Annotated in this window: 17 protein-coding genes; 1 reads left to right on the forward strand and 16 read right to left on the reverse strand. The window is 34.3% G+C overall.

Annotated features, from left to right (window positions below):
* Positions 1 to 106 precede the first annotated feature (106 nt).
* From VFM92_RS12915 to VFM92_RS12980, 14 genes are all read right to left on the reverse strand, one after another.
* Complete coding sequence (locus tag VFM92_RS12915; protein WP_325122637.1) at positions 107 to 841, reverse strand: Cthe_2314 family HEPN domain-containing protein; 735 nt, start codon at positions 839 to 841, stop codon at positions 107 to 109.
* 151 nt (positions 842 to 992) lie between these two features.
* Positions 993 to 3,794 carry a TrlF family AAA-like ATPase gene (locus VFM92_RS12920; RefSeq protein ID WP_325122638.1) on the reverse strand — a complete coding sequence of 934 codons (2,802 nt, stop codon included), beginning with the start codon at positions 3,792 to 3,794 and terminating at the stop codon, positions 993 to 995.
* Positions 3,795 to 3,890: 96 nt separating this feature from the next.
* Positions 3,891 to 5,228 carry a hypothetical protein gene (locus VFM92_RS12925; protein WP_325122639.1) on the reverse strand — a complete coding sequence of 446 codons (1,338 nt, stop codon included), beginning with the start codon at positions 5,226 to 5,228 and terminating at the stop codon, positions 3,891 to 3,893.
* A 287-nt stretch (positions 5,229 to 5,515) separates the two neighbouring features.
* Positions 5,516 to 6,013, reverse strand: coding sequence for a GNAT family N-acetyltransferase (locus tag VFM92_RS12930; RefSeq protein WP_325122640.1), 498 nt, complete (start codon positions 6,011 to 6,013; stop codon positions 5,516 to 5,518).
* 413 nt (positions 6,014 to 6,426) lie between these two features.
* Entirely contained in the window at positions 6,427 to 7,356 is a 930-nt protein-coding gene (locus VFM92_RS12935; RefSeq protein WP_325122641.1) for a DUF5996 family protein, read from the reverse strand.
* 382 nt (positions 7,357 to 7,738) lie between these two features.
* Complete coding sequence (locus VFM92_RS12940; RefSeq protein WP_325122642.1) at positions 7,739 to 8,332, reverse strand: Crp/Fnr family transcriptional regulator; 594 nt, start codon at positions 8,330 to 8,332, stop codon at positions 7,739 to 7,741.
* Between the two features lie 123 nt (positions 8,333 to 8,455).
* On the reverse strand, positions 8,456 to 8,845 hold the full coding sequence (locus VFM92_RS12945) for an iron chaperone (RefSeq protein ID WP_325122643.1): 390 nt from the start codon (positions 8,843 to 8,845) through the stop codon (positions 8,456 to 8,458).
* A gap of 36 nt (positions 8,846 to 8,881) precedes the next feature.
* Positions 8,882 to 9,433, reverse strand: a complete 552-nt coding sequence (locus VFM92_RS12950; RefSeq protein ID WP_325122644.1) for a DUF4287 domain-containing protein — start codon at positions 9,431 to 9,433, stop codon at positions 8,882 to 8,884.
* 16 nt (positions 9,434 to 9,449) lie between these two features.
* Complete coding sequence (locus tag VFM92_RS12955) at positions 9,450 to 9,872, reverse strand: DUF1801 domain-containing protein (RefSeq protein ID WP_325122645.1); 423 nt, start codon at positions 9,870 to 9,872, stop codon at positions 9,450 to 9,452.
* 95 nt (positions 9,873 to 9,967) lie between these two features.
* Complete coding sequence (locus VFM92_RS12960) at positions 9,968 to 11,650, reverse strand: hypothetical protein (RefSeq protein WP_325122646.1); 1,683 nt, start codon at positions 11,648 to 11,650, stop codon at positions 9,968 to 9,970.
* 139 nt (positions 11,651 to 11,789) lie between these two features.
* Entirely contained in the window at positions 11,790 to 13,586 is a 1,797-nt protein-coding gene (gene typA, locus VFM92_RS12965) for a translational GTPase TypA (protein ID WP_325122647.1), read from the reverse strand.
* Between the two features lie 298 nt (positions 13,587 to 13,884).
* Positions 13,885 to 15,423: a S8 family peptidase gene (locus VFM92_RS12970; protein ID WP_325122648.1), complete on the reverse strand. Its 1,539-nt coding sequence runs from the start codon at positions 15,421 to 15,423 to the stop codon at positions 13,885 to 13,887.
* Positions 15,424 to 15,745: 322 nt separating this feature from the next.
* The gene (locus tag VFM92_RS12975; protein ID WP_325122649.1) at positions 15,746 to 16,525 is read right to left on the reverse strand and encodes a hypothetical protein; all 780 of its coding nucleotides are present in this window, start codon (positions 16,523 to 16,525) and stop codon (positions 15,746 to 15,748) included.
* A 16-nt stretch (positions 16,526 to 16,541) separates the two neighbouring features.
* On the reverse strand, positions 16,542 to 17,780 hold the full coding sequence (locus tag VFM92_RS12980; RefSeq protein ID WP_325122650.1) for an ABC transporter permease: 1,239 nt from the start codon (positions 17,778 to 17,780) through the stop codon (positions 16,542 to 16,544).
* A 152-nt stretch (positions 17,781 to 17,932) separates the two neighbouring features.
* Here VFM92_RS12980 and VFM92_RS12985 point away from each other — a divergent pair, with 152 nt between their 5' ends.
* Positions 17,933 to 19,201: an asparagine synthetase B gene (locus VFM92_RS12985; protein ID WP_325122651.1), complete on the forward strand. Its 1,269-nt coding sequence runs from the start codon at positions 17,933 to 17,935 to the stop codon at positions 19,199 to 19,201.
* Here VFM92_RS12985 and VFM92_RS12990 read toward each other — a convergent pair.
* Positions 19,198 to 19,641: an Rrf2 family transcriptional regulator gene (locus VFM92_RS12990; protein ID WP_325122652.1), complete on the reverse strand. Its 444-nt coding sequence runs from the start codon at positions 19,639 to 19,641 to the stop codon at positions 19,198 to 19,200. The genes VFM92_RS12985 and VFM92_RS12990 overlap by 4 nt on opposite strands.
* A gap of 65 nt (positions 19,642 to 19,706) precedes the next feature.
* Positions 19,707 to 20,732 carry a c-type cytochrome gene (locus VFM92_RS12995; protein ID WP_325122653.1) on the reverse strand — a complete coding sequence of 342 codons (1,026 nt, stop codon included), beginning with the start codon at positions 20,730 to 20,732 and terminating at the stop codon, positions 19,707 to 19,709.
* Positions 20,733 to 20,738: the final 6 nt, after the last annotated feature.

Genomic DNA, 20,738 nt, shown 5'->3' on the forward strand with positions numbered 1-20,738 from the left:
AAGAAATAGCAGACTTTCAAACGCCAAAACTTACTACAACAGCAAAAAGATAGAAAGCCAAAACCAGATTCCGAAACAGCTTAAATCGATATTTTTTTATACCGAGTTACCTGCTGTAATTTTTTTCGATTTGTTTTCTTTTAGGATACAATTTTTCATAAACCAGCAACACAAAGGTTGCCATCATAAGCTCAATTCCATACATGTCAATTATGTTACGTTTTAAAAGCGAATTTAAATTTTCCAAATACTCTTTATTATTAGACAAGTCTCGGTAGTTATCTTTTATGATAGATTCTTTTGATTCAATTAAAATGAGATGAACATCGTCATGATAACCTCCATGAGCAATTTTATGTCTGATAGGTTCAACATTAGTCATTAGAATATTTAAGCCTTTTAAAAGTTCATCGAGTTCTTGATAATTGTATTTAGAAATATGCTTTATTAATTTTTTTTCTAGTCCAATATTTTCTTTTATTTCTAGGTTATATGTTCTGTTAAATAATTTAAGAATTAAGTCTTTGTAAGTTGTTAAACGTAAAAAATAAGTTTCAATATGATAACGTATAAAATCAGCATTTTTTACTTTGTGATTTTCAAATATTTTATCTTCAAGCCTTTCACCTAAAAAGAATCTACTAAGTCTGAGTGTTTGTAATAGTGAAGAAATTCTTAGGCAAATTTCTAAAATGTCTCGTTGATATATATCCTTCTGATTTAACTTCTTTCGAGGTTTACCTGATGTTGTAAGATACAATTTCCTACTTCTTTTGAGCAAAGACTTATAAAATGGACTATTGTCAATTGGTATTTCTTTGTCTGATTTGGGTTTTGTCATATTATATCAGCTAGCGTTTATTATATGAAAAGTAGGGGATTACCAAGCACAAAACTTTCGATTAAGCACCAAGTTTAATACGAGCTAAACCCTTTGAATTTACTGCCATTTTGCCTATTTTATATATATATAGTTGGCGGTATGTGTTTTTTTAAAATCCGTATTTTTCCTTTCTTAGCTTAAATGCCTTTTCACCACCTTCCATTATTAAAGTTATTTCCTTCTTGATCTCAGGGTTGTCAATAGCTCCTTCATATTTGATTTCACCTTGTGTTTGTTGACTCGATTCTTTGTAATCGCAACAAACTACTAATTCAGCATCTCCGTTAACTACAAGATTTGCGTTATGACTTGTGAAGATCAACTGTCTTTTATTTTTTGCTTTCCAAATGTTTTGAATTATGTCATTTATTGCACGGTTATCAATATCATCTTCTGGTTGGTCAATTAATAATGGATTGCCTTCTTGATTCAAAAGAACGGATAGAAGAGCTGTTGCTTGTTGACCTGCTGATGCTTCCGAGAATGGAATGGTATCTTGCATTTCATTTCCTGTTGAATAGAAAAAATGTGGTTCAAACTCTATTTCTTGCGTTACCATCGCTAACCAATTTTCAGGTGAGAACAATTCTACTATTCGCTGTATATTAACATCATTTAATCCTGCTTCGGTAAGCATGGGTGTTTCAGGCAACTCAAGCGGTTTGTCTTCAAGTATCTTGTGTTCTGCAAGAGCTTTTAATTCTTCCAATGCGCTTTTCCAAGATTCGAGTGGTGATTCACTTTCTTTTATTTTGTTACATAGATTATCAATTTTCTCTTTACTTATTCTAGTTCCCGTAAACGAATTGATTATTGTTTCTTGGATTTCTTCGATGTTAATACTTCGTGTTACCTCGGCTTTAATGATTCCTTTGGAAAGCGTTGTGAAATTTGAAGCTTGGCTATTTAGCAAGTCTATTTTATTCTGATGTAGAGCATACCATTTTTCCTTTTCTTCAATAAATATTGATTCAGGATTTCCTAGTTCTTTAATTCTTGAAAGTCTATCATTTATTGAGTCAGTAAGTTCTCTTAGTCTAATTTCTAGTTGGTTTATTTCCTTAATAATACTTTCATTGGCAGATGCCTTTTCTTTAATTTGAGAATAAGAAGCGTCAAAGGCTTTCTTAAGTTCCTTCCATTTTCCAATTGATGTATTGTAAGGCGACAATTGTTCTTCTGAAAAAAGCTTTTGAATTTCAGAAAGCCTCGACTTAATGTTTTGAAATATCTGAACTTTCTCATTTTGAATTTCAGATAGTATCTCGCTATTTAATATTTTCGTTTCTTCTTCTATTTGAGAAGGATAGTCAATTAATGATTCTGTAAGAGCTTCAAACTTTTCCTTGAAAAGGCTTATTTCATTATTTGACTCTTGAATAAATGTTTGTTCATTTTCAAATAACTCTTTGTTTTCGATGATTTTCTTGTCTTCTTCCGTTAAGCCTTTTAAGGATTTCCTTAAATTTTGAACTTGTTCGCCAACCGACTTATGCTGTAGTTTAAGCTCTTCAATCTCTGATTGAATTTCCTTTTTTCGTACTAGATTTCCATAGGCGTTTTTTAAATTCTTAGATACTTCCCTAAGATTGAAAGCTATGTTGTTCAACTCATTGATAATGGGCTGTTGAATGAACCTTTTTAATTCATCAGTTCTAACCCCAACACTACTTAATTGCTTTTGGCTGTAAGCCTGAATTGGAATTAATCTTCTTACTTCTTCTTCTGTTACTTTATCAAAATCATTGCTGCCAATTTTTAATTGTATTTCTTTGGTTACTGAATTTCTTTTAACAATATGTTCAATTCCGTTTACAGAGGCATTTATCCGAACTTCGCCTGAGAATGGAACTAGTGTTTTGGCTATTAGAACCTGTCGTCTTTTTTGAATTTCAGATTCTGTTTCATAATTACCAACGCCTAAAATCTGGTCGCATAACCCCCATCGTAAATATTCGAGCAAGGTTGATTTACCTGTACCACGACCACCAATGAAAGCATTATACTGTTGGTTGAGTTCTAATTCAACACGACCCAAAAACTTGGAATTGGTTACACTCAGTTTACTTATGAATATTTGTGGTAAACCAGGCTCTACCAAGCTCATTCTAGATTCTTTTGCTAGACTAGCCTGTCGCAGAGCTTCGGCTGTAGGTGTAGCCCATTTTACCCAAGTTGTAGCTGTTCCTAAATCTTCGAATGTATCTTTTCTGTTGTCTGATGTTTGGAAGACCGCAATTGATTTAAAGCCATAATTTCTATCCTTGCCATTAATTATGTTTTTCAATCCTTGGTCATCAGGAATTGCTCCATCAAGATAGCCACTTACACAAGGCATTTTTATATAATGCTCGTAAAAGTCCCTTCTTAATACACCTTTATGTCCCCGACCTGTATGAGGAAGAATAATGTATTTTCCTTTAAGAATATCAATCGAATCGAGTTTGGCGTATAAGTCTCTGAAACCATTAACAACATCAGAAGGAATTGGGACAGTCTGAGTAGTCGAAGGCTCGGATAGAGGGTTTGGCTCTATTGATAGTTTATGTAATACTCGCAGTAGTTGATCTTCAGGAAAATTTGCATCAAGAATTAGTAGAGCTTGGCAGGGTGGATTACTTATTGTAAGCTCAATACCTGGGAATACCACAAGTTTTTCTCTATCAATTATTGGTTGCCCATTGTTGTCAACTTCATTGTTAGCAGCAGCTTTAATATACGGGAAGAATGCAAGGTCGTGATGATCAGTTATTGCTACTGCATTTACACCTTTTTCTCTACAGGCAAGTACAAATCTTTCCGCATACGCATTTCGGTCTTCATCGGAAACTGGCTTTGGTCCTGACCAATTAATATCTCTTGGTGAATGGACTTGAAAGTCACAATTATAAAAACGGGTTCCTTTATTCATCGTATTATGTCTGTTTTGCGTTACCTTCAACGGTTTGGATATACACAATATCCCAAAGGGTATTGCATATAGATTTTGCTGGCAGTAGTTTTGATTTTATTCCTCAAATTCATTAATCCATTTATCTTCATCATAGCCAGTTGTGTTCTCAATAAATTCTCGAAATTCAATAAGAGCCCTTTCCATCACTTTTCCAGGCTTTAAGGTTCCGTCTTTGTTTCTTCGAAAACCACTGGGTTCAACTCGTTTATAATTATTTGTGAAGATTATCTTCGGTTCTTTCGGATTATACTCTAATAATATTCTTTCATTTTCTTCATCAATAATAAAGTTGAATACTATTTCCTCTTCGGTACTGTTATTAATAACTCTGTCGATTTCTGGTAACAGGTCGACTATTGATTTAGAAAGGTTTTTAACCCATTCAAGTTTACCTTCTTTTTCCAAAAATGATTTGAAGTATCTAAGTTCAGTTAACCCTTCTTCTAAATATGTGATGTCATCTAAAAATTTTGAAGCACTGCCGTATGAGTTATGAAATGGATATTCTCTTTCTAAATTGTTTTGTGATTCTTCAACAAACTTATTCGGATCTGTCAATTTCATTATATCATCAGCATATCTTATAGTATCTTCTATATCAAAAAAACTATATGTTAAATGCTTTTTGGCCTGCTGAAATATTTCATTAGTTATGCCGTAAGTCTTTGAAACAATGAAATCGTCATATTCTGAATCAATCTTAGATAATTCGATAGAGTAGGGAGATACGTTTGAAATATGTAGGCCTTCTATGTTTTTTGATAATCTAGGTGTAAAAGATGAGTAAAGAATAGATGACTTTACCGATTCAATGGTAGATTTTTCAACATTGTTTGCTGCAAGTAAATCTTCAACAAACGAAATGAGTCTGTCTCTCTGAATTAAGACGCTTTCTTTTGTTTCAGAATTTGAATTCCAATAAGTACTAAAATGAGTGTCAATAAGCTGTATTAATCTATCATCGCCAATTATTCTAATTTGTTTGTCAAGGTTTGTTTTTCGCAAGGTGTTTACAACTGACTCCTGAGCTCCACTTACTATCTTTCCAGAAGTTACAACCCACACCTCATTAATATAAACTTGTCTCATATTGTACAAGTCTTCATATGGATTATCAAAAGCCTGTTGAACTTGAGTTACCACATTCATTAGTCCCGCACTTGTAGCAGCATTTCCTGTTAAATTTCCAGTTTTCGCAACAACGGCAAGAAATCTTTGCTCATTCAATCTGTCATATTCAAAGCAAATAATGTCCTTTCCTTTTTCATTGGTACCGTGGTATTCAATAGGGGCAATATATCCCATTTTACTAAGGAGTGGAATTATCAATTCCTGTCTTAAATCTTTTTCATTTAAGTTTTTTAGTATTTCCTTTTTCTCATTTGGATTCATTCTTATTTTTTGGATTAATTACCGCCAACATTTGAATACGTACTACTCAATTTATACGTATTCGCAAATATCTAGGAATAAATATGCCTTGGCACATGTATTTCACTTATGATTTTCAAAGCATTAAAAACCTCATTGTATTACCAAAGTGAAATGTACAATGTTGGTTTTGGTTGCCATGAACTAATAGCCTAAATATAGAAGAATTAATTTTATTTCCATCCTATGAATTATACTTTTAGTCGAAAAGTTTGTACTGAATTCAAAACTAAGTGCTAAGTAAGCTCTCAACTCTTTACATCTTGAATTTCTTTAGTGGTGTCAAATACTTTTTTGGCAAAAGGGCAAAGGGGTATGATTTTCACATTGTTTTCGCGGGCATATTCCACTGATTTCATTACTAACTTCTTACCTAGTCCTTTCCCTGCAAATTTTTCGGCTACCCCTGTATGGTCAATAATAAACTGCGTTTTTCCTGCCCAGGTGAAGGTCATTTCTCCCGCAAATTCATCATTGTAGTAAATCACATAACGTCCTTTTTTGCCATTATCTTCGCGTTCTATTCTGATGTTATCTTGTGCTCCTTTGATGCTTAATGCACCTGAAGGACATTTTGCTACTTGGGCAATTATTTCCTGGGAAGTGGCATTTTCAGGTGTTATCCAAGGTTTTTCTTTAGGATGGTAAACTTTGGGCAAGGTTTTAACACATATGCCTGAATGGATGCATTTCTCTGGTTTCCATAGAATGGTGGTTTCTCCGTTTGAATATTCTTTGGTTTTCATAAGTAGTTCTTTTAAGTGAATTTAAGTTTACAAGGGCGTCTTTGACGCTTAAAATATCTCGCTAAGGCGCTAAGGCGCAAAGTTTTCGCAAAGGAGATTTTTTTTTCTTTGACGTTCTGATCTTATTTAGTAGGTCTTTAATACTCAGTTTTTTAATGTTTTTAAAGATTGTCTAATATAGAAACTTTCAAATTAAATTTTAAGTCAACTTTTCCAAAGTTGCTCCTAGCTAAATCAGCCAAGGTTTTAGTGCATCTTTTTTGCTACTAATAAAAACGTCCGCAGGCGTCTGAGACGCTAAAATGTCTCGCGAAGCCGCAATGCCGCAAAGTTTTCGCAAAGGAGATTTTTTGTTGTCTTTTTTGATGTTCTGATCTTATATAGTAGATCTTTAATACATAGGCTTTTAATGTTTAAAGATTTTCTAATGCTGGGACTGTCAATTTCTCAAGATCCCAGTTGGCTCTTTTGGCTCCTGCCTGATAGGCTGATTCCATAAAATCCAGCAATGCCTTTCTTGGGTCATCTTCTGTTAAGAGGCTATTATATTTCAAAATCGCCATTGGACTTCCATTACTATTCACCCATTCCGCTGAAGAAGGAGATAAACTTTCCTGGTCTAAGCCTTCGGGAGAGGGATAGGTATAGGAATAAAATGCAGGTTCTGTTACATTTTCATCACCCGCCCAGAAACCAAAACTTATGCATTCGTGCGTATAAGCATCCTTGTCTGATAGTCGTGCATCCGCTGCCATAGGAGGTGCTTCATTGCCGGAGAACCGTGTTACCGCTAAATCCATCGAATGCCAATAGAGGTGCACGGGACAGGTTTTACCATAAAAACGCCCACTGAATTCTTTAAACACATCATCTACCCAAAGTAAACTTCGCCATAAATTTTGGGTATACTCCTTATCATAATGGTGGTATTCGGTAATCTCTCCAAAAGACTTATCAATACCCAAATCATAAGGAACATCTATTATAGAAACTGTAATATTGAGTTGCTGAATAATGCTGCTCAGCTTTTTATAAAAATCTGCCACCGTAAGGCTGTCGTGCAAAGGAAAATTTTCAAGCTCTCCTTTGCTTGTATTGACTTCCAATTTATGCTGAATGACATTTAAAGTAATGCTGAATTTATCGAGACCCGAATTGTAGGGAATAGAACCGGTTGTTATTCCCTGAGTATTCACGTATTGAGTCACGTACCACCAGTGATTTTTTCTTGGAGTCATTCTCAAGCGAATTTTACCCATCACCTGCAGAAACAAATGAAGTGTCATTTTCTTATCTTCATTTCCTTTATAGTTCAGCTTGGGTAAGTTTAATAGTTGTTTCATGGCTATAAGTTTAAAATTGTGATTGAATGCTCTTTAGGACTAGCTACAATTTCTGCTGTTTTTGTTTCCATAAATTTATATTATTTTATGAAATTAGTCACAATGCATTTTCTGTGCATTGATGTATGGTAAGAACTTAAAATTTAAGCTGAGTTCGATTAATTTATCTGTTATCTCATGCAAATGGACATCTTTAAATCATAGACAATTCTCTTTTTCTATTATATAATAAAATTGACCGCAGGCGTCTAAAGACGCTTAAAAAGTCTCGCGAAGGCACGGAGGCGCAAAGTTTTCGCAAAGGAGACTTTTGGTTATCTCCCTTGAAGTTCAGTTATCAGTCAAAAAAGTTAATTTCCGAGATGACGATTTAAAGTCGTACTCATGTTTTAAAATTCTTTTGTGCCAACTCTTTACGGACGCGGCTTAAACTTTCCGGGGTAATGCCCAAATAGGATGCAATCATTGTTTGCGGTACTCTTAATAAAAGGTCTGGATACATATTAATGAATTGTAAGTATCTGTCTTCTGCGGCTGCGCTCAACAATAGGTTAATCCTTTTTTGTAAATGTCTGATATGATTATGAAGTAATCGATTATTGAAATCTGTAAATCCAGAGATTTTTTCTGAGAGCAAACGAATGAAATCATTATCTATCATGACCACTTTACTGTCCTCCAATGCCTGAATGTAATAAGCGGAGGGTTTATTGAAAACAGAACTTTCCCTATCCGTAGCAAACCAATTTTCAGGTGCAAAAGAAAGAATGTGTTCCTTTCCATTTTCATTGATCGAATATTGCCTTAAGAGTCCATCTTCAACAAAAAAGGCATGCTTACAGTATTCGCCTTTTTGCAATAAGAACTCCCCTTTCTTAAAAATTTTAGTAACACAGTTTTCAAGCAAAGACAAAATTTCTTCTTCTGCTACTTCAAGATTTGAAGTCAGATAGGTTTTAAAGTTGGGGCTTTTCATGTGTATAGTGTTTACTTTAAACGGTCACAACTTGTCCCGTATTTGCCGGGATGGAATTCAATAAATTAAACTGCTTGTTTTTGATTTCTTATTAAGAAAATTAGCTTAAAGCTTTCCTACATTTCATTGCCAATCCCTTAAAATTTCATCTCTTCTAAATTTCACCATTCGAATGATCAAATCTTTAGGTAAAGGTTTATCTAAAGGAAATTGAACCGATCCTTTTCCTTGCTTATAACTTGTTAATTCATCAGAAAATTCTTCTATTGTAGTTGGAAAGGGGTAAAATCCTACAAACTTTCCATATCCAGCCATCATAATCTGCTGATCTCTTTTCCCTCCTTTCACTAAAGTGAAAGCTGGTACTTTATAATTCAAAAGTTCAGTAGCATCAGGTACTGCTTCCTTTATAAGACTTCTTAACTCTTGTAATATTTTTTGTGCTTCCTTTGGCTGATTTGCTATATAATCGTCAATGGTAGCGAAGTTTGGCATTGCTCCTCTTTTACCCATCTCTAATAGAATTTTGAATCCGTTTTAATGAAATGCTTAACCTGCATTTTCATAAGCCATTTTTATCCACCCCAATACTTCATTATCAATATCATTAATATCCGCAAGGTTGATTTTGTGTGAACACATTGCATTTGGTTTTTCGGCTTCCAATTTTCCTTTTGGTTCTTGTCCTTTTAGGTTTATGCCAATTTCATAGCGAGTTTTGGTAGCGGGGTTCAAAAGTGCAAACTGTTTTTTACGCCTTAAGCTCACATAAGTATTTTTTGGGGCTATTTCTACATCATCACCAAAGCCTTTAATTTCTGAAATCAGCTTGTCATAAATTGGTTTGAAATGCTCTTTGCCTTTATACTGTTTCACAATCAAATCATCTTGATTTTCTGCTGAGCCTGCATCAGATCCTTTTGCTTTATGTGCAATCAGATTAGCGAACCCATGTGAATGCCCATGTTCTTCTTTGAGGAATTTCATGATCTCACCATGCTTAGCAATGTTCTGTGCTTTAACAATCGCAATCCATTGCTCCAGCGTTTTACCTGTGTTCTTATACAGATTGTCGATCATGGTTTGTGCTGCCTTTTCCATACTATTGATATTTTAATTAGGAGTGTTTTGCTTTGAGAAATTCGATGGTAGATTTCATCAATTTCTTAAGTGGCTCTTGATTTATATCGGATAGTTTCTTCACGTAGATACAAGCTGCCCCCATTTTAAACTTACCTAAGTCTTTTAACAATTCCTCTTGACCTGCACAGCCAGAATAAACGTAAAGTGAAATGGCAGTTTTTCTTGGAGAGAACCCAATCAATGGCCAGTCGCCTTCTTGGCTGCTTCTTTCAGATTTATAATGGTATTGACCGAAACCGATGATGGAATCTCCCCACATTTTGGGTTCCTGTCCAGAAACTTCCTGCATCAACTTTAAAAGTTCATAACTATCTTTTTTCTTTTGTTCAGTATTTGCATATGAATCAATGAATTCATGCACGTTGGCATCATTCATTTTAGTTTTTAATTCCGCCATTTCAGTAATGTTTTAAATCAATTCGATACTATTATTTGATTAACAATATACTAATAAAACCTTAAATAGTGACTTCAAGATGAATATTATAGATTTTACAATTTATAGTAGCGATCAAAGAAATCTTTCATTTGCTGGGCGGTAGCTTTATTTTTAAGTCTTATAGCAACAGCCGTCTTCTTCCCATTATAAATCAAACTAACTTTATGATAAGCAGTATGCTTTCCACTATTAGTATCAGAATTAAGATATGGCCCTATTTTAAATTCAGCCATCTCATTCTTTACAATTGATTTTATTTTAAATGGAATACCTAGCCATTTATGGTAAACTTTAATTCCCCCAGGTTCCAAATCTACCTTAAGCGTATAAAAGCCTTCAAAAATTGCAAGACCGAAGAATATGGCTCCTATGAAACCAAAGCCAATATTGAACAAGAAAGGTAGAAACTGGTCTTGTAGATTAAAATAGACCAATGCTAACAATCCTCCACCTAAAAGTGATCCAAAGACCAAAAAGGTCTTTAAAATTCTAAAATTTGGAAACCTGAGTGTATAACCTGATTCTTTTTCAGTAAATTCTGTGACATCATTTATTAATTCAATAGCAAATCGTTTTGCCTCAGGATGCTCTTCAGAAGCCATCGATATTGAAGATTTCTTTGATGTTTCATACATAGGGACTTCAAATTGTCTTTCAAAATGACCATTATCGTAAGATATAGTGCTTACTACATACCAATGAATCCCTTGTCGGGTCAGATCTGATGGTTTAAGTTCTGAAGGAATATCAAATCTAAATTGCCCACTTTTTAAATCCTTATTTAAATACACAAAGCCTGAAGTTTGCCACAGCAATGTTTCTCTTCTACTTTTATCATCCCCTGAAGAGATAGTTACTTTAACACAGTTTAATTTTAATTCAACTAAACTATTTTTTGGCAGTACCTTATTAAAAAAAATCACTCCCCCGAAATGCCCTCCGATTGATCCAGGAAAAGGGTCTAATTCTAGATAAGCAGTTCCATTTTTTGTGAGATCTATGATTTTTGAAAAAGTACTTAATAATAGACCCAATCCTACAATTGGGAAAATAATTATTAATAATAATTGTGTAGAATCAATACCATATTTATTTACCATAATTCCGAACAAGGTAAATGCAAATAGATTCCAAAAAACAGTTACTATTATCATTCCACGATTACTTGCAATAGTACTACAAGAAATATGGTTGTTTTTCCAATTAGTTTTAAATAGCCATGGCTCAGCAATACTAGCATAATCTATTTTTTTATGCTTAAATATCCCTACAATAATAAGGCCCCCAACCAGTACAAATAAACTTGGTAAACCTATAAGTAAAGCCCAAAATGCAGCTCCAATATCTTGAAGTTTTTGTGTTTTTTCTGGCTTCGAAGGATCAATATAAAAAGCTTTAGCTTCCTCCTCTTTCCATTCTTGCAGTATGGCTTCCTTGTTAGTTTTGGTCATATAATGATAAGTGGTATCCCTAACATCCGTTTCTTCCCTTTTATAGGAGTATTGCACATCATTAAATTCGTATTCATAAATTGCGGAGAGCGTATAAATATATTTATCTGAATCGTTGAGCCTCCATTCTAGATTAGTTTCAATTAGTTCTGCTTCAACTTGAACGAAAGACTGTTGTTCTATGAATTTAAAAACCTGTGGTATACTTACTTTAAATAGAAAAAATGAACCTAAAGCAATAAATAGTGCTGGGATAATGCTGGCTAAAACTTTCTTTGCTGTCATATTCAAATAAATAGATTATATGTTTCACTTACAAATGCTAAGCTATTTAAAACGCTTTTGAAATACACTGTTAAACAAAAAAAGCCGGCATAAACCGGCTTTTCATTTTTAATAATATGTTTTTAATCAAGACTTGTCTTTATTTCGACATTCTTTTACGCTCATTTTCGTCAAGGTAAATTTTACGCATTCTAATGCTTTTTGGAGTTACTTCCAAATACTCATCTTTCTGGATAAATTCCATAGCCTCTTCTAATGAGAAATTGATTTTTGGAGCAATTCTCATTGCGTCATCAGTACCTGATTTACGCATATTGGTTAACTGCTTTCCTTTATTGATATTCACATCCAAATCATTATCTCTTGAGTGTTGTCCAATAACCTGACCTTTGTAGATCACGTCACCTGGATCCACAAAGAAAACACCTCTATCTTGCAATCTATTGATCGCAAATGCTGTAGAAGGTCCTTCTTCCATTGAAATTAGTGATCCTTTGTTCCTTTCAGGAATATGACCCTTATATGGAGCATATTCTTTATATCTATGATTCATTACAGCTTCTCCAGCAGTAGCGGTCATCATGTTATTTCTTAGGCCAATAATACCTCGCGCTGGAATTTCAAATTCCAAATGCTGTACATCACCTTTCGGCTCCATCACTAACAATTCACCTTTTCTTTGGGTCACTAACTCAATGGCTTTACCTGAAACATCATCTGGTACATCAATAACCATATGCTCAATTGGTTCACAACGAACACCATCAATTTCCTTAAATAATACTTGTGGCTGACCAACTTGCAATTCATAGCCTTCCCTTCTCATGGTTTCAATCAAAACAGATAAGTGCAAAATACCTCTACCGTAAACCAAGAATTTATCCTCGGAATCTGTAGACTCTACACGCAATGCTAAGTTTTTCTCAGTCTCTTTCATCAAACGATCACGCAAATGACGAGAAGTTACAAATTTACCTTCTTTACCAAAGAATGGCGAGTTATTGATAGTGAAAAGCATACTCATGGTAGGCTCATCGATAGAAATTCTTGGTAATGGCTCTGGATTTTCAGGATCTGTTACAGTATCTCCAATTTCAAAACCCTCTAAACCAATGATTGCACAAAGATCGCCTGAATGTACTTCCTCCACTCTTTTTCTTGCTAAACCTTCGAAAGTATGCAATTCTTTGATTCTCATTTTCTTGACAGAACCGTCTTTTTTACAAAGACCAATTTGCATACCTTCTTTTAAAGTACCTTGGTACAATCTTCCGATAGCAATACGTCCTACGAAAGAAGAATAATCCAAAGATACAATCTGTAATTTCGGTACACCTTCTTTTACAGGTGCTGCAGGAATGGTTTTGATGATTTCATCCAAAAGTGGCAAAACATTATCTGTTGGCTCTTTCCAATCAGTGCTCATCCAACCGTTTTTACTTGAACCGTAAATGGTTTGAAAGTCTAACTGATCTTCAGTAGCATCTAAGTTGAACATCAAATCAAAAACTTGCTCATGCACTTCATCAGGACGGCAGTTTTCTTTATCCACTTTATTAACAACAACAATTGGCTTTAAGCCTAAGTCTAATGCTTTTCCTAATACAAAACGAGTTTGTGGCATTGGTCCTTCAAAGGCATCTACTAAAAGCAAAACACCATCGGCCATTTTCAAAACTCGCTCTACTTCACCTCCAAAGTCAGAGTGACCAGGAGTATCAATAATATTAATCTTAACTCCGTTATAAGTAACGGAAACGTTTTTACTCAAAATGGTAATTCCACGCTCTCTTTCTAGATCGTTATTATCTAAAATAAGTTCGTCTGATTCCGTTCCTTCACGAAATTCCTGACAAGCATAGATAATTTTGTCAACCAAAGTAGTTTTACCGTGGTCAACGTGGGCAATAATCGCCACATTTCTAATTTCTGACATCTAAATAATATAAATAAATTAACTGATATTCAATTAGTTAAGATTACTAAATATTATTCTCAACTAATCAAGTTGCAAAGGTAAGTAAAATAGTTTGGGCGATAATACTTTTAGAAATAAATTAATGATTCGGTAATCTGATATCTTACTAATTTAAGGGAAAATAAAAGCACGAGTTTACTTTAGCTCTTATTATTTAATAATTAGACATCTTTCGGCAAGCAATTATGACAGAAAATTAAAAAAGCTGTCTCTTTTTGAACGAGACAGCTTTTCCCAATACAGCATTTGAAATAATTTATTGCACTGCAGTCAATGCATTTAGGTTTCCGTAACCAAATTGTGAGTTTCTATTTGGATAAAAATCGGAAGATTCCCTAAGCTTTTGCAAGACTTGATCGCGATTCCATGAAGGATTTTTAGACCAAACCAAAGCGGCAATTCCTGCAGTTGTGGCTGTAGCAACAGATGATCCACCAACAGTTGAAGGTTGATTTCCACTCATCGCTACTGAAAGTGGATGTGCATCAGACCCAGCTTTTTCCATGATAACCGTGAAATCAACTTTACTTCCAGAGTGACAAGTATTACATCTTTGATACTGACCTTCTTTTACTCCAGTTACTGCAACTGTTTCATTCATATTAGCAGGGAATATAACACCATACCAATTGGTGAAGCTAGTTGAGGTTCCAGCTGCTGCAAATATTAATTTACCTCTTCCATAAGCATATCGAATTCCATCCGCTACTTTAGAATTATTAAATACATCTCCTATCGACATGCTGATGATTTTTACATCAGATCTACTTCCTAAATATACTAGAGCATCCGTAACGCCATCTTTTTCATTTCCTCCGTTAACTACCACATCGCTTGTTCCTCTTATCCCTACGAGATTAGCATTGTAGGCTACACCAACAGCAGAGCCATCATTACTTCTTGGAGCTGTTGCAACTCCAGCCATTGATGTACCATGACCACACTTATCATTAGGACCATCATATTCTTTCCACCACCATGAGCCTGTTTGGTAAGTACCGTATCTTTCAACTGTCCTATTTTGGGAATATCCTGAATTAAACTGACTGCCTAATTTGGCTTGATCAGGAGATAAACCAGTATCAATCATGCCAATTGTAATGCCTGAACCAGTACTATAATTCCATGCCTGATCGATTCCCATTTGAGGATAATTCCACGACATTTTCGCGCCTGGAGCTATAGTAGTATAAAGGCCAGATATGCTGTAATTCGCTTCATTTGAGCATCCAGAATCACTATATCGTTCGTTTTCCCCATACTTTTGAAAGTCGACCTCATAACTTAAAGGCTCAACATATCGGACATTCTCCAATGAACGTAATCTATTGATAACTTCCAGGTCATATACTTTCATTTCAATAAAAGGCAAAACATCGTGTGAGAAATTTGGTAAATCAGCCTCCGAGATATTCTCTTGTCTTTTTCTTTCAAGTACAGAACGCGTTTCATCTAAAATTTTTGTTCTGGAATCAACCCAAGAAGGATCTTTAACATTGATGGAGACTATTCGCTCGTTAATATTGGCTTCGCCCTCTGCCTTATATCCAATAGTTAAGATACTGTCCGAATGAACCAAGGCACTCCATAATTGAACATCATTCAATTCTGACCAATTAAATTCATTCTTTTCTTCTAGCGCATTTTTAATAATAGCGTCTATTTCTTCTTTGGGAACTAGTTCAATTTCTTGTTCTGGTTGAACATTTTCATTTACTAAGCTTAGGTTTTCATCATCTTGCGAACAAGACCATAAAATTACCGAAGCTAAAAATACTGTTAAAATTCTTTTCATTTCCGTAGTAATTTAGTTTGATTTTAATTATGCTGTATGCAGAGTAAATTGCGAAACTATAAATTAACTTACAAGTGTTTGTAAAAATTAAATTTGTATTAATTTGGGAAATGAAAAATAAATTACTGGTAAAACACATCTTTAAATGCTTTAAATGTATTTATTCAAAAACTAATAAAGAATGATAGTAAAGTATAAGATGAGTGAAAATTTGCACTTACGGATGTTAGTGCAGACAATTAAAATTAGGATCAGTATGCTTTAAATTTTTTGAATTAAAATCCACTAAAAAGGGATTTTGTATACGGGAGGGTTTTAGAAATTACTTCTTATCAAAATAGACCTCTTTGCCATCATATTTCACCATATATCGACCATTGGGTAAATTCCGAATATTGCATGAAACATCTTTGCCTCTTTTGATTACTCGATTGCTATTATCGTAAAGCACATAACTAACCTCTTGACTAAATTCAATTATCCACTTTTCCTCATCAATAACATGAGTAATCTCTACTTTATCGGAATGAAAATTAAAATTCTCTGAATAATCAACTTCCATTTTAGGTTCATGGTATTCCACCCTATAAAGGTTATCTCCTTTAATATGTTCTATTTCAATACTATGTTGGTTAATGAAAATTCCTCCCTTCGTTTTTATAGTATCCAAATGCATCCAACCCTCAGGTGAATCTCTTTCTACTATATAAAATCCATCTTTTGATTCTTTGGTGGTAATCCATATAATTTGCTCTTCATCGACATATACTTTAAGCCAATCAAATTTCAAATCATCTTTTATAACCTCAGCATTGATAAGCTCTGGGATACATGCTGCTTGATGAACAATGCGGATTACAACTCTGCTATCCAAGTCCAGATGCTTCATATCGATCTGATAAGCGGATACTTTGGGATTTTCTATAACCAAGTTACCATTCAAATAAATAGCCTGAATGCAAAATTCAGCTTCTGAGTCAAGGTATGGATTCCTTATGTAAACATTTTCACCATGGTAAAAACCTCTAAAATAAGTATCTTCTGCCCTCGTAATGAAGACTGTTGTAGAAAATAAAAAGAGGAGCAGTAAATATTGTTTCATGTCGAATTACTACCAATCATTCATATCTTAATGACTCAATAGGATCTAACTTAGAAGCTTTGTAAGCAGGATAATAACCTGATATTAGACCAACAATCACGCAAATTACTACCCCGATAATCATCCATAACCAAGGTACCACAAATCCTCCTTCACTGACAATAATAGAAATTCCATTTCCAATACCTATACCAAGTATAATTCCTGCTATACCACCAATCTGACAGATTACAATAGCTTCCCAGAGAAACTGTAAACGAATTTTGCTAGGAGATGCTCCAATGGCTTTTCTAATTCCAATTTCTCTAGTTCTCTCCGTTACAGATACCATCATAATATTCATTAAGCCTATAGAAGCACCCAACAATGTAATAGCTCCAATTGCAAAGCCACCAATTCTTAAGTACCCAGCAATTTCCTCCATTCTCTCTGCTAATGATTCACTTTTTTGGATATTGAATGAATTCTCCTGTCCAATTCCATCACCTCTTATCCCTCTCATGATACCCGTAGCCTCTGCTATCCCAAAATCCATCAGCACTGGGTCAGGAACTGAAACCGTAATATTATATCTTAAATTTCCATTTGAAAATAAGGTCGATAAACCAATCGGAATTATAACAGATTGATCTGCTCCACCTCCCCCCATGCCTCCTTGCTCTTCCAAAACTGCTATAACTTTAAATCGAGAACCAAAAAATGAGATATCTTTGCCAATTGGATCTACATTCTCTCTAAATAATTTCTCTACAACATTAGCCCCCAGAATAACCACCTTACTATTATTTTGAACTTCTAAAGGAGCAAAATTTCTCCCGTCTTCAATTTCGTAAGCATTTTGTGATAGGTAATTCTCATCTGAAGCGTAAACACTAATGGTTGGAGTTGTTTTTTCAGAACGATATTTCAATTCGGCATTTCCAGTTATTCTACTGGTAACTGAAACATCTCCTATATAATTATATTTATCTTTGAAGCGCATTGCTTCTTTATAGCCAATCGGTTCGTAACGCTTTTCTTTTTTACCTTGAGAAGTGCTACTTCGCCCATCTAGACCTCGTGCCTCTATTTCAAAATTATTAGCACCTAAACCAGCCAAATTTCCACTTACAGAACTTTGAATACCTTCAATAGCTGTCAAAATTCCTACTAAGGCGGTTATGCCAATAGCAATAATTGCTGCGGTTAAAATAGTTCTTAATCGATTACTTTTAATCGACCTGACTCCTTCTTTTATGTTTTCAAAATAATCCAATGGCTACAAATTTTTTGTAAATTTTAACAATTTAATGTGATTATTAACGATTTATTACATAAAAGTAAGAAACTTTGATTTGAAACCCCATTTATAATTTTTTGTTATACATTTATAATCACGATCATAAAGTTAAATAATTAACCCTTAATATGTTAAAGAAATCCATCTATCTATTAATTCTCTTTTTTCTCTCGTTCCAAAATGTAAAAGCAAATCAGATCCTTATACCAATGGATACTGAGCAATCAAATCACTTAAAAGCTTATGGTATTTCATTTTGGATTTTAGAAAAAGAAATTCCTGTGGATTGGTTATTGAATTATAGAGGAGGTAGTTTTTTAATTGAAAGTAGACAATCCATTATCAACGAACTCATTATTAGAGGTGTAAGCTATGAAATTATTTCAGATGCTAATGCCAATAATTTATTGGATGAAATTGCTAGTCCATCTTCAAATAAAGATGCCATGAGATTGGACAAGGTTCCTAAAATCGCTGTCTATTCCCCAAAATCAAAACAACCCTGGGATGATGCCGTAACTTTGGTTTTAACCTATGCAGAAATTCCTTATGATGTAATTTTTGATGATGAAATTATGACTGAAGGATTGGCAGATTACGATTGGCTGCACCTTCATCATGAAGATTTCACAGGGCAATATGGTAAGTTTTATAGAAGCTATGCTAACCAGCCTTGGTACATCGAACAACAAAAAGAATACGAGGCTATGGCTAAAAAACATGGTTTCCGAAAAGTTTCCCAATTAAAATTAGCCATCACCCAAAAAATTAGAAGTTTCGTAAGTGAAGGCGGATTCCTTTTTGCAATGTGTTCTGCTACAGATACTTATGATATTGCTTTGGCCGCTGCAGGCGTTGACATTGCAGCCAGAATGTATGATGGAGATCCTGCAGACCCAAATGCTCAGGAAAAGTTAGATTACGAACAAACATTAGCATTTGAGGATTTCAAATTAGAAATGAATCCATTGGAATATGAGTATTCGAATATTGACCAAAATCAGATTGATAGACCTGAAATGAGGGAAGGAAATGATTTTTTCAAATTATTTGAATTCTCTGCAAAATGGGATCCTATTCCAACCATGCTCACGCAAAATCACACGCAACTAGTGAAAGGTTTTATGGGGCAAACCACTGCTTACAAAAAGAAACTTGTCAAACCAGATGTTGTCATTTTGGGAGAAAATTCAGCGATTGATGAAGCTCGTTACCTACATGGTATCTACGGGAAAGGTTTTTTCACATTTTATGGAGGCCATGACCCTGAAGATTATCAGCATTTTGTGGGAGAACCCCCTACTGATTTGAATTTACATCCTAACTCTCCTGGATATCGATTGATTTTAAACAATATTTTATTCCCTGCTGCAAAAAAGAAAAAGAAGAAAACCTAAGATTTTTTCTTAGCAATAAGCTTTTTTTCTCTGTCTAAAAGTCCTTTTAACGTTTGGTTTTTAAAAATTTTGACGGTTTCATTACGGACTTTTAGAAAAGCTTCTCGGATGGAGCAGGTTTCCTCATCCTTGCACTCTTCACATCTCTCATAAAATTTGAAGGTAACGCAAGGAAGTAAGGCAATGGCTCCATCAAATAATCTCAAGATTTGAGCTAGATTAACGCTTTCAGGGTCTTTGCGCAGATAATAACCTCCACCTTTTCCTTTTTTACTGCCTAATATGCCATCATTTTTTAAGTCAAGCAGTATTGCTTCCAGAAACTTCTGCGGAATATTCTCCTCCTCAGCTATAGTGCTTATCAATGTTGGACCTTCCCCGTATTTCCTGCCCAAGTGGACTAATGCATTAATGGCGTATTTAGATTTTTTGGAAATCATGTGCGCAAATATACATTTTGAAAGGGATTATTAAGGTAAAATTTATAAAAAGTGTGGAATGTACATCATTCTAAGTTGAGTTCGATATAAGCTCTTAAATCTTCCACTTGCTGATGGCTCATCTTCTCTAAGGTATAATTTGGCATATACTCTTTATGACCTAACTCGGAATAAGAACCATTTCTTATAATTTCATAAATAGACTTCTTACTATCTTCAGGCATATGTTTTTTCAACCATTTAAAAGTGAAAACAGAATTATCTAATACTAAATCACTTTCCCCATAAGCATGATGGCAATGCTGACATCCCAATTCATAAATTGCTTTTCCATAGTCTGGTCTACCCTCCATAGGATATCCTTTTTCTTTACTCTCAGGTAAATCTGCGAAAGTTGCAGGCGATTTCGTAAGATAATGTGATTTCAAAAATGCAATAGCACTATCAGGATTCGAGCTCTTTAACTCATTAAGTTTTTGGAGTTCACTTTCCGTCATTTCTAGGTCTTCAATTTTCATCTGAAGAGTCCATAAGTAAGAAAGGATACTTTTCATTTCCCACTCCTCTAACTCACGTCCTTGCGCACAAACTTTAGCGCACAACTGAATACTTTCTGTTAAACTACCTTTTGCTTTCTCTACTAAACTACCATACTTTAAGATGTAATCATCATTATACCATGATTCTCTATTGACTACACCCCAAAAAGTGGATCCTTGCAAATAGGGTAAATCATTTTCTATCGCATATTCTAAACGGGCATCTTGATCAACTAATGTTAAATTAGGATCTTCTCTTTTTACATTATGGCAGCTCGTGCAACTATAAAATTTACTAATTGCTTTCGAGGCAAATCCATCAGGAGGATTATTGGTCTTTCCTATGTGAATTAAGTCATATCCTCTTTGTATATCTGCTGAATCATAATTTTCCACATAATGCGAAGGATAATCCTGTCCCAAAGACTTCAATACATCCGATAAATTCTGAAATGATTTGATTTCCTTACTATTCATGAAAGCAAAAGAAACTATCAAAAGCACTAAACTCACAATTAAAATGTAGTAGGATTTGGTTTTGAATTTATTCATTTGATA

The sequence above is a fragment of the Marivirga sp. genome (assembly GCF_035704835.1).
In the GTDB taxonomy this organism is placed as follows: domain Bacteria; phylum Bacteroidota; class Bacteroidia; order Cytophagales; family Cyclobacteriaceae; genus Marivirga.

What these genes read in the sequence shown, in the direction of transcription:
- VFM92_RS12920 (WP_325122638.1), bottom strand. Translation starts at nt 3,794, where the DNA reads ATGAATAAAGGAACCCGTTTTTATAATTGTGACTTTCAAGTCCATTCA.
- VFM92_RS12975 (WP_325122649.1), bottom strand. Translation starts at nt 16,525, where the DNA reads ATGAAACAATATTTACTGCTCCTCTTTTTATTTTCTACAACAGTCTTC.
- VFM92_RS12915 (WP_325122637.1), bottom strand. Translation starts at nt 841, where the DNA reads ATGACAAAACCCAAATCAGACAAAGAAATACCAATTGACAATAGTCCA.
- typA (WP_325122647.1), bottom strand. Translation starts at nt 13,586, where the DNA reads ATGTCAGAAATTAGAAATGTGGCGATTATTGCCCACGTTGACCACGGT.
- VFM92_RS12945 (WP_325122643.1), bottom strand. Translation starts at nt 8,845, where the DNA reads ATGGGTAAAAGAGGAGCAATGCCAAACTTCGCTACCATTGACGATTAT.
- VFM92_RS12940 (WP_325122642.1), bottom strand. Translation starts at nt 8,332, where the DNA reads ATGAAAAGCCCCAACTTTAAAACCTATCTGACTTCAAATCTTGAAGTA.
- VFM92_RS12970 (WP_325122648.1), bottom strand. Translation starts at nt 15,423, where the DNA reads ATGAAAAGAATTTTAACAGTATTTTTAGCTTCGGTAATTTTATGGTCT.
- VFM92_RS12990 (WP_325122652.1), bottom strand. Translation starts at nt 19,641, where the DNA reads ATGATTTCCAAAAAATCTAAATACGCCATTAATGCATTAGTCCACTTG.
- VFM92_RS12985 (WP_325122651.1), top strand. Translation starts at nt 17,933, where the DNA reads ATGTTAAAGAAATCCATCTATCTATTAATTCTCTTTTTTCTCTCGTTC.
- VFM92_RS12935 (WP_325122641.1), bottom strand. Translation starts at nt 7,356, where the DNA reads ATGAAACAACTATTAAACTTACCCAAGCTGAACTATAAAGGAAATGAA.
- VFM92_RS12955 (WP_325122645.1), bottom strand. Translation starts at nt 9,872, where the DNA reads ATGGCGGAATTAAAAACTAAAATGAATGATGCCAACGTGCATGAATTC.
- VFM92_RS12950 (WP_325122644.1), bottom strand. Translation starts at nt 9,433, where the DNA reads ATGGAAAAGGCAGCACAAACCATGATCGACAATCTGTATAAGAACACA.
- VFM92_RS12930 (WP_325122640.1), bottom strand. Translation starts at nt 6,013, where the DNA reads ATGAAAACCAAAGAATATTCAAACGGAGAAACCACCATTCTATGGAAA.
- VFM92_RS12960 (WP_325122646.1), bottom strand. Translation starts at nt 11,650, where the DNA reads ATGACAGCAAAGAAAGTTTTAGCCAGCATTATCCCAGCACTATTTATT.
- VFM92_RS12925 (WP_325122639.1), bottom strand. Translation starts at nt 5,228, where the DNA reads ATGAATCCAAATGAGAAAAAGGAAATACTAAAAAACTTAAATGAAAAA.
- VFM92_RS12995 (WP_325122653.1), bottom strand. Translation starts at nt 20,732, where the DNA reads ATGAATAAATTCAAAACCAAATCCTACTACATTTTAATTGTGAGTTTA.